General features: G+C 61.9%; 5 protein-coding genes and 1 rRNA gene. 3 read left to right on the top strand and 3 right to left on the bottom strand.

All coding sequences use genetic code 11. The features are described 5' to 3' along the window. Window positions 1-89 precede the first annotated feature (89 nt). Window positions 90-5,573 carry a carboxyl transferase domain-containing protein gene (locus tag ACFQ6Y_RS12910; protein WP_378632889.1) on the bottom strand — a complete coding sequence of 1,828 codons (5,484 nt, stop codon included), beginning with the start codon at window positions 5,571-5,573 and terminating at the stop codon, window positions 90-92. 528 nt (window positions 5,574-6,101) lie between these two features. Further along, window positions 6,102-6,875: a hypothetical protein gene (locus ACFQ6Y_RS12915; RefSeq protein ID WP_378632806.1), complete on the bottom strand. Its 774-nt coding sequence runs from the start codon at window positions 6,873-6,875 to the stop codon at window positions 6,102-6,104. 216 nt (window positions 6,876-7,091) lie between these two features. On the opposite strand from ACFQ6Y_RS12915, the gene ACFQ6Y_RS12920 reads away from it, so the two are divergent. Then, window positions 7,092-7,823, top strand: a complete 732-nt coding sequence (locus tag ACFQ6Y_RS12920; RefSeq protein WP_378632810.1) for a GNAT family N-acetyltransferase — start codon at window positions 7,092-7,094, stop codon at window positions 7,821-7,823. Window positions 7,824-7,876: 53 nt separating this feature from the next. Then, on the top strand, window positions 7,877-8,851 hold the full coding sequence (locus ACFQ6Y_RS12925; protein ID WP_378539148.1) for a sigma-70 family RNA polymerase sigma factor: 975 nt from the start codon (window positions 7,877-7,879) through the stop codon (window positions 8,849-8,851). 71 nt (window positions 8,852-8,922) lie between these two features. Here the strand turns inward: ACFQ6Y_RS12925 and ACFQ6Y_RS12930 are convergent, their stop codons facing one another. Then, on the bottom strand, window positions 8,923-9,333 hold the full coding sequence (locus tag ACFQ6Y_RS12930; RefSeq protein WP_003945103.1) for a VOC family protein: 411 nt from the start codon (window positions 9,331-9,333) through the stop codon (window positions 8,923-8,925). A 641-nt stretch (window positions 9,334-9,974) separates the two neighbouring features. On the opposite strand from ACFQ6Y_RS12930, the gene ACFQ6Y_RS12935 reads away from it, so the two are divergent. Then, window positions 9,975-10,058: ribosomal RNA gene (locus ACFQ6Y_RS12935) — 16S ribosomal RNA — on the top strand; the annotation flags it as partial.

The following is a 10,058-nucleotide window of genomic DNA, read 5'->3' on the forward strand; positions in this document are numbered from 1 at the left end:
CGAGGTGCGGTCTGGAGACGATCCTGCGGTACGAATACAAATCGAGCGGCCCCCGCATATCGCGGGGGCCGCTCGACGTGCGGAGAAACTTACTGCGCGAGTGCGCGCTTCATGCCGCGTTCGACTGCTGCGATGATCTGCGGACGCAGTTCTGCGGCAGGGACGATCTCATCCACCGAGCCGACCTCTCGGGCCCGCTGGATGTTGTGGATCGCTTCGAATTCGGATGCCACTTCGCCGAGCTTGTCGGAGCGGACGGCGATGCGCTGAGCGTTCAGTTCGACGCGCAGATGTGCTTTCTCCGTGTCGTCCTTGGCTGCTGCCAAGTCTGCTTCGAGTTGCTGCACCTTCGGATCGTTGTTGGTGCGGGTGTTCACCTCGCGGGTGAAGACCACTGCGGCGGCCGGGGCGCCGCCGAGTACCGAGGCGAAGGAACCTTCGACAGCAAGAACTTCCATGTTGTCGTTGAGCGCGCCGGAGAACACGACGAACGCGCCGCCGTGGTAGCGGGAAACGACGCAGAACACGATCGGTCCGTCGAAGTTGACGATGGCGCGGCCGATTTCGGCGCCGTACTCGAGCTGGATGTTGCGCAGCGACTCCGGCGAACCGTCGAAGCCGGACAGGTTGGCCAGCACCACGATCGGACGGTTGCCGCTCGCAGCGTTGATCGCGCGGGCCGTCTTCTTCGACGAGTTCGGGAACAGCGTTCCCGATGTCCAGGTGTCGGGTCCGTCGGCGGGGAATCGACCCTTACGCGGGATCGCGCGGGACTCGATGCCCACCACCGTGACCGGATGTCCGGCGAGGTGCGCGTCCAGAACGACCGAGGTGTCGGCGCCGGCCATGTCGGCCCAACGCTCGAGTACCGAGTGGTCCTGGTCGACCACCGAACGCATGACGGTGCGAATGTCGAAGGGCTTCTTGCGATCCGGGTTCTTCGCCGAGGAGAAGATGTCGCCGACAGTCTCGAAGTCGCTCGACGGGTGGGTGTGCGGGAAGCTACGCACGTCGCGATCGACGGGGTCCGTGGTCGCCGCGCGCCTCGGGAACCGTTCGCCGGGAGCGAGGTACGAGTGTGCGTAGTGACGGAACAGGATCTCGCACGCCGCGGTGAGGTCGGGGGCCCAGTACTGGGCCTGGCCGTTGGGGCCCATGACGCGGTCGTAACCACCGATACCGAAGTTGTCTTCGGCCGACACACCGCCGGAGTAGTCGAGAGACTGCTTGCCGGTCAGCACCATTGCGCTGTCCGGGGTCATCACCAGAATGCCCTTGGTGTGCATCAACATGGTGGCTTCGGCGTTCCAGTAGGGTTGAGCGCCGACGTTGATTCCCGTGACGACGATGTTGATCTCGCCGCCGTTCTGGGTGAACGTGATGATCCGGCGCAGACCACGCGAGACCCAGTCCATGTTCTCGGTGCCGCTCTCCATCGAGATGGTGGCACCCGAGGACAGTGCGAACCACTCGACCGGAGCGTTCAACTTCTCGGCCAGGTCGATGGCGGCTACCACGCGTGAGCACTCGGCCTCGGCGACAGTGCCGAGCGCCTTGGTCGGATCACCGAAAAGCGCTACGCGGGTCATTCCCTCGGGATAACGCGGCGTCGGAGTGTTCACGAGGCCGACGACGATTCCGGCCTTGTTGAGTCCGTACGGACGCTCGACGGGGGACAGGATGCCCGCTTCGTCGAAGTCGTGCTCGACGAAGGTGCCCTTGGTACCGGTCAGGAGCGGAATCAGCTCGTACGGGTACACCGTGCCACGTGCCCGCGAACTCTGAACCTTCTGCGCATAGGCGTCGAGGGGGAGCAGAGGTTCGGTGGGGGGAGTGGTCTTGTTGATGACCACACCGGCACCCGCGCGGTAGGAGAAGCGCAGCGCAACTTCCTTGGGTGCGCCACCCTTCCGGTCCTTCAAGCGGGTGATGAGCGTGATCTCTTCGATCCCGGCACCGACGGTCAGTCGGGCTGCGTTCTGAGCGATCACCGAGAAGCGTTCGCTGGGAACGTCGGCGACCGGCCACACGTAGAGCACGACGCGGTTGGCCGCGAGTCGACGCTTGTCCCCGCGCTGGGACTGCGCACGGCGGATGCCGTCGAGGCAGGCTGCAAGAGTGCGCTCGATGGCCGGCAGAGCAACCATCTGACCTTCGTCGTCGAGTTGCGGTGTCACGTCGCGGATTTCGGCCAGCGCGATCAGACGCTCGTCCTTCGGGTTTTCCTTGGCGGAGAGATGGAACAAGTAGGTGTTCTCCGGAGCCGGTAGGCGCTTTCCGTTGAAGTTCTTCAGGCGCCACATGTCCAGACGCTGACCCGTGAGCGGGTGCATGTCGCGAATGATGTGGTCTTCGACCAGTTCACCGTCGACCGGCCGGAAGGTGACCCATCGGACCGGATCCCCGTTGGGGTTGCAGATGATCACCGTGGCGCGCCGTGAACGGGTGATCGTCTCGTTGCGCGAGAGTTCGGTACGCAGCGTCTCGACGAGCGCGTCGCCGTCAGCGGGCTGATTCGGCCAGTCGAGGTAGATGTCGACCACCAGGCCGCGACCCGACGGAGCATCCTGCGCGATCGTGGCGACATCGTCGAGAGCGGTTCCGAGAGCGTCGAATTCGGCCACCGTCGAGACCAGGTGCAGACCGTCGCCCTTCAGATCGAAGTTGCCGGTTACGAAACGGCGGTCGACGTGCTCGAAAACGCGGACGTCCTCGAAGGAGTGAATCTTGTAGTAGCGACGTGTGATGACCTCGAGCAGCGGTCCGCCGTCGCGGTTGCCGAGGCCGATCTTTCGACCCAGCAGGTCCAGAAGCGGTTCAGGGGTGGCGACGAGGTTGGCGATCCGCTCGTTGAAATCAGCAGCGTCCGGCTGCTCTTCGAGGTAGGCGAGGTTGCCGCGTACTCCGTCGTAGACGTCTTCGCGAACCTTACGGATTCGCGGCTCGTCGAAGAACCGGAAGCGAAGGTTGCGGGCGACGTCGCCGATGACGGGGTAGCGGACCTGCGTCGCGACGATGAGTCGATCGAGAACCTCGTTCAGCTCCTGAGCCGAGCAACCGGGAGCCTTGTCGCCGACCAGCCAGCCTTCGAGAAGTGCTGCAATGACCGGGATCTGGGCTTCCATGCGCTGCAGAGCCAGGAAGAGTCGGTAGACCGCTTCCTCGACTGCCTGGCGATCTTCCAGGTCGGTGACGTCGTAGTGGCGAAGTGCGCGTTCGAGTCTCGTGCGGAACGACGCGGGCAAACCTTCACGCTCGGCGTCGAGCGAGTGCAGGAAGGTGTGGAAGTGCTCGCGGGGGCTGTGGACGGATTCGTCCTTCGCCGACTCACCCGAGGTGGGCTTGTTGCGCGAGAGCTCACAGATGTCGGCGAACGTGGTCAGCACGGCGAGTTCGGCCTGTACCAGTTCGCGGTCCTCGGATTCGAGTGCGCTGCGAAGTGCGTCGTACTCGGCCAGAACAGCGTTGGCGTGCTTGCCGCTGACGTCGTAGCCACTGAGCATCGCGGTCAGCGCTTCGAGCTGTGCCAGCGCGTCGTCGCGGGCGTCGGTACCGGAAGTCGCAGCAGGAAGGTCGAATTCGACGCGCGGAGCCTTTTCCGCGACAGCTTCCTCACTGACCTGGTCGACGCGCAGGAGCGGCGCGCCGGCATCGACCTGCGAGTTGACGGTGGCGAGAACTTCTCGCACCTTGCCCGCGTAGGGAGCGCGAACTGCGGTCTCCATCTTCATGGATTCGAGCACGACCAGAGTGGAGCCGGCTTCGACGTCGTCGCCGACCGCGACCGGTACGGCTACCACGACGGCAGGAGCCGGCGCGCGGACCACTCCGGCGTCGTCCTGGCTGATCTGGTGGCTGATGCCGTCGACCTCGACGAGATAGCGAGCCGGGCTCACGACGGAAACGACGTGGAAGCGGCGATCACCGATCACCAGACGTGACTCGAAGTCACCGAGACGATCGACGTCGACCTCGATGTCGCCTGCGTCTCCGTCGACGCGGTAGCGGTGCGGGCCGATGCGCCCGACGGTCAGTTTGTATGCCTGACCTTGGTAGTTGAGCTCGACACTACGTCCGATCGCGTGATTCGCGCGGGGACGACCGCCACGTGCCGAGGCGAGGAAGGCCGCACGCTCAAGGGACTCTTCGGCGTCGTAGGCGTCGATGGCGGTGGCGATCAGTGCGACGTCGGCGCGGCGCGTGGCGCCGGTGAGGGCGCCCGTGCGGTCGAGCCAGCCGGTATCTGCGGATGCCGAGATGACCTCGTCGCGATCCAGGAGATCGAGGAGGAACGACTTGGTGGTGGTGCCGCCGTCGAGTACGACGGTGGTTTCACGGAGGGCGGTGCGTAGACGCGCGAGTGCCTCCGAGCGGTTGCGGCCCCACGCGATGACCTTCGCGACCATCGAGTCGTAGTCAGGCGGAATAACGTCGCCGGCTGCGATACCAGTGTCGACGCGGATGCCCGAGCCGAGCGGGAACTTCAGCAGCTGAACGGTGCCCGGCGCCGGAGCGAAATCGTTGTCCGCGTCTTCGGCGTTGAGGCGAGCCTCGACGGCATGACCGAACGCGGGTGGGCAGTCGCCGACCAACTCTTCACCGCTGGCCACGAGAATCTGCAGTTTGACGAGGTCGATGCCTGTCGTGACCTCGGTGATCGGATGCTCGACCTGAAGGCGCGTGTTGACCTCGAGGAAGGTGAAGAGCTTGTTCTCGGGCTGGTAGAGGTATTCGACCGTGCCGGCGCCGTGGTACCCGGCTGCCTTGACGAGTTCGGCCGAGACCTCCTTGAGGTGGTCCGACTGTTCTTCGGTGAGGACGGGGGAAGCGGATTCTTCGATGACCTTCTGGTTGCGACGCTGAATCGAGCAGTCACGAACGCCCGGAGCCCAGACGTTGCCGTGGTTGTCGGCGATGATCTGTACCTCGACGTGGCGCGCATCGGTGACAAGGCGTTCGAGGAAGACGACGGGGTCGCCGAACGAGCGCTCGGCCTCACCCTGAGTGCGCTCGAGCGCAACTTCGAGCTCGTCCTCGGCCCACACCTTGCGGATGCCGCGTCCGCCGCCGCCGCTGCGAGCCTTGATGATCAGCGGGTAGCCGATCGCCTGCGCGTGACGGCGTGCGTCGGCGCGAGTCTCGACCGGCCCGCCGCTCCACGGGGCGACCGGTACGCCGACCTTTTCGGCGAGGATCTTGGCGGCAACCTTGTCGCCGAGCAGGCGCATCGCGTCGGCGCTCGGACCGATGAACGTGATGCCCAGCTTCGCGACGATCTCGGCGAACGTGGGGTCCTCGGCCACGAAGCCCCAGCCGACCCAGACGGCGTCGGCCTTGGCTGCGAGAAGTGCTCGCTCGAGTTCGGCGTAGTCGAGGTACGGGCTGCCCGTGCCGGTGCTGCGGAGAGTGACACCTTCGTCGGCCTGGCGAACGAACATGGCCCGACGCTCGGCCTCTGTGTGCAGTGCAATGACGCGAATGCCGTGGTCGTGTTCGGCGTTCAGTTCGCGTACAGCCCTGATCAGGCGGACCGCGGCCTCACCTCGATTGACCACTGCGATTCGTTTGAACATTGTCACTGCCACCGTCCCTTGATGAGATTCTTCGTCACGTACGTTGCGATATGAGCCGACCGTGTCCCACATACCCGGATTGTCCGGTTCGTGAACTACGCCGCGATGCGCTGTCTTTCCCCCGGTTGCGCGTCGGCAGGTGATTGCTCTTCCGGTTCGTCGAGTCCCTTGCGCCGAAGCACCGTGTGCGCTGATGCACCACGTGTGCCTTGTACGCCACCCTGCAGGCGTGGACTCAGAACCGCTCCAATCACGAATCAGCAACATATTGTGTCTGCTTCCAGGGAATCCCTGGTTTATCTAAGGATGCAGTATGTCGACGCTCATGTCACCTGGGCGAATTGAAGAATATTAGTCAACGTGAACCACGGTTACATATATGGTGTTAAACCATTGCAGTGCAACAGGATTCGCTCTTGTGACACGGATCACGATGGTAATGAAATTGGCAAGAAAGTGAATACTCGCTGGTAACAAAATCGCATATTCGGAGAATTCTCCCGATTGCTCGATTATTACTGATCGGTACTACTGGCGAGTATTTTTTATGTCCTGTCGGACCGTTTTCGAGAAATCGCTTTCGATGGTTGCGATGTGCTTTGCGATCGCATCGTGTCCTCCGGAAGGGAGTTCCAATGCGTCGCCGAGGGCAAGTGAAGTCCGCTTGAAGTGCTCGACAAGTGGTTCGTATTTCGTGACCAGTCTCAGTCTGTCGGTCTCGTTCAGGTACTTCAAGCTTCCCGCGTTGTCGACGAAGTCGCTGAACTTCACGAGGAACACTGCGGGATCCGTGATCGCGCGGATGACGTGATCCTGGTATCCGGCGGTGGTGTTGTCGTGCGGGTATTCGATCGGATTGGTAACTGCCTCAACAAGTTCGGAGATTCTGTGGCCGAAGCGCGAGGCGATGAGTGTTGACGCACGTTCTTGCGCATCGGAAGGGGACATATCGTCTGCAGTCTGACCACCGAGGAGCGCGATGACGGCGTGTGGTCGGTCCTCGACCGTGTCGTGAAGCGCAGTTGCGCTCAGGATCTCGACATCGGAGCACCCGTACCGAAGCAGGCGCAATACATTTCGTAGGGGATGAACGATGTAGGGATCCTCGTCGGACTTTATCCCGTTCTTTCTGAACTGATCGAGGTGCGCGAGGGTCGCGACCTCCATGGCGAGCCGCAGGGTTTCACCCGGGATCGCCAGCTCGTCGACGGCGCTCTCGATGGCGAAGACCAGCGTCGCAGCGTCCATCTCTTTCAGGGGCAACTGATCGAATGCAGATCTGATCGGGTCGGAGTTGCTCATGCCGAATAGCCTTCCGCTTGGTGAGGCGTCGCGACGAATGTCCTGGTGCGGATCTGCGATCGAGCCCTGGTTGACGCCGGAAATACGGGCCGAGGTCAGAATCATCTTGATTCTATCCGGCGACTGCGACAGCAAGTGTTCCTAGCGTTGTCATCGAGGTCGGCGGGGAGTTTCGTTCGCGTCCATCACAAGCAGACTAGGGCAGGAAGAGGTTCGATGACCACGGAGGCGACCCTGGCGTCGTTTGTCGAGACAGTTCACACGGATGTCGACATCCATCCACTGGACGACCCTGTGCGACAAGGTCTTCGCGGACAACATGCGCAGTTCGCTCACTGGGCAGGGAGGGTTGCACGATACGACCCGACGGTCGCGCCGTTTGTCGGTCATCCGCCCGAGTTGGACGCCGAAGACTGGGAGAACCTGCGCACACTCGTAGGTCCGGGCGGCACAGTAGGTTTGCGAGGATTCGACCATCATCCGCCGGTGGGGTGGCGCGTTGTGGATCAGTTCGGCTCGGTGCAGATGGACGGCTCCGCACTCGAAGTCTCTGTTGATCCGTCGGTCGAACTTCTCGGAACGAGCGATGTTCCCGAAATTCTCGCGTTGATCGAGCGCACCAAACCCGGGCCTTTTCTCGCTCGCACCGTCGAGATGGGGAGCTACTACGGCATTCGCGTCGACGGAAGACTTGTAGCCATGGCGGGGGAGCGGCTGCACCCTCCGGGATGGACGGAAATCAGCGCGGTGTGCACTGACAGCGATTTTCGAGGTCGAGGACTGGGTACGACCCTGATCCGAGCCGTCGCCGCCGGGATTCGCGAGCGCGGCGAGCTGCCGTTTCTCCATGCAGTGCAATCGAATACGAATGCGATCAGACTCTACGAATCGCTGGGATTCGTGCTGCGGAAGAAGTCCCGGTTGACCGCGGTGCAGGCGCCTGCCTGATCGAATTCTCGCCGACGCCTGTGTTTCGGGCGCTCGGCCACTAGTCTGAACAAATGACAGTCGATCAGGCGTTGGACAGTGATTTCCTCACTCTTGCCGATCCGTACCGCCGCGAGTTGCTGGCGCACTGCTATCGCATGATGGGGTCGATTCACGACGCCGAAGACCAGGTCCAGGAGACGTTCATCCGGGCTTGGCGCGGGTTCGACGGTTACAAAGGCCAGTCGTCGCTCAGGACCTGGCTCTACCGCATCGCGACGAATACGTGCCTGACCGCGCTGGAGGGGAGATCGAGGCGTCCCCTCCCGACCGGCCTCGGCGCACCTAGTTCGGACCCGGCCGACGATTTGATCGAGCGCAACGAGATCGCCTGGTTGGAACCGATCGCCGATTCTGCGTTGGGCGACGTCAATGATCCGGCCGTCATGGTCGTCAATCGCGACTCGGTGAGGCTCGCGCTTGTCGCCGCTTTGCAACACTTGTCCGCGCGCCAACGTGCAGTTCTGGTTTTGCGCGACGTTCTGCAGTGGAAGGCATCGGAAGTTGCGGAGGCCCTGGACACCACAACCACTGCGGTGAACAGCCTGCTGCAGCGGGCTCGCGCACAGATCAATCACATCGCGCCCACTGAGGACGACCTCGTGGAACCGACTACCGAGGCTGCCCGGAAACTGCTTCGCGACTACGTGCACAGCTTCGAGAGCTACGACGTCGAGGCCATCGTTGAGCTGTTCACGCGCGAGGCCATCTGGGAGATGCCGCCGTTCGAGGGTTGGTACCAGGGCCCCGAGGCAATCGGGCAGCTCATCGGAACCAAATGCCCGGCCGACGGACCAGGGGCGATGCGCCTACTTCCGACCGCTGCCAACGGACAGCCGGCGTTCGGCCTCTATATGCGCGAGCCCGACGGCGTTCACCGAGCTTTTCAGCTGCACGTTCTCGATGTCACCGAGTCAGGGATCTCGCACGTGACGTGTTTCTTCGATCTGAGCCTGTTCGCACGGTTCGGATTGCCCGCAGAACTGTAGGGGCAAGGAGTTGCGCGAGCCCTCCGGTTTGGAGGACCCGCGCAGCTGCTCGTTACTGCTCTCGCTGTGCGTTACTGCTGGGGAACCGTCGCGGCCGGGTCCATCCACATGACCTCCCAGACGTGGTTGTCGAGGTCGCGGAATGCGCGTCCGTACATGAAGCCGTGATCCTGGGGCTCCATCCACTTGCTACCGCCGGCAGCAATAGCCGCGTCGACGAAGGTGTCAACTTCCTCCCTGCTGTCGGCCGACACACACATCAGTGCCTCGCGAGCTTTCGACGTGTCACAGATGTCGTCGGCGATGAAGTCCCCGAAACGCGGTTCGTTCAGGAACATGACGGTGGCGGAATCGCTGACGATCATCGAAACGGTGTTCTCGTCACTGAACATGTCGTTGAACTCGAAGCCGAGGCCGCTGAAGAATGCCCGCGTGGCAGCGACGTCCTTGACCGGCATGTTGACGAAGAGAAGACGAGACATGGAGTGCTCCTTGAAGTCGGTGGACTGATTACTGATCGCTTCGGTTCCTGTTGGTTCCTGCTCATACAGACTGCAACGGCAACAGAAAATCATCGCGGTCGGAGAAAATTCGCGGAAATTTTCGGTTGTTAACCCCCAGCAGTGCTCTGACCTGGCGATTTGGTGTTGTGTTGATCTTCGCGTAACTTTGTCCAGGTCAGAGCGACACGGACACCGACTCCCACCTGCGAGGGTGAGTGACACGAGGTTGTACGAAGTGCCTGGCGAACACAATCCAGTTGTTCTTCACGAGGTTCCGGTTTGCGCCGGTGATCTGGTTGGGGTAGGCTGGAAAAGTTGCCCCGGAGCGGCGGCCATAGGGTCGTGGTGATGGTGTGTGCGTGTTCTTTGAGAACTCAACAGTGTGTCGATGAATGTCAGTGCCAAAATTTTTTGGTACTTCACATCCGCGAATGATCAACCGCCTCTTGGGGTTTGGTTGGTTTGTGTGTGGTGTGAGTATTTTTCGTCGGTGATTGTTCATTCTTCCGTCTGAATGGTTGCCGACACATTTTTTGCTAGTTGAGTTTTTTTGCTAGTGATTTGACTCTTTTTGTCTATGACTGATTAGCCGGCCTTCGGGTTGGTGATATCTAGAGTCTTCAACGGAGAGTTTGATCCTGGCTCAGGACGAACGCTGGCGGCGTGCTTAACACATGCAAGTCGAGCGGTAAGGCCTTTCGGGG

It is taken from the genome of Rhodococcus sp. NPDC056516 (assembly GCF_042794655.1).
In the GTDB taxonomy this organism is placed as follows: Bacteria; Actinomycetota; Actinomycetes; order Mycobacteriales; family Mycobacteriaceae; genus Rhodococcus_F.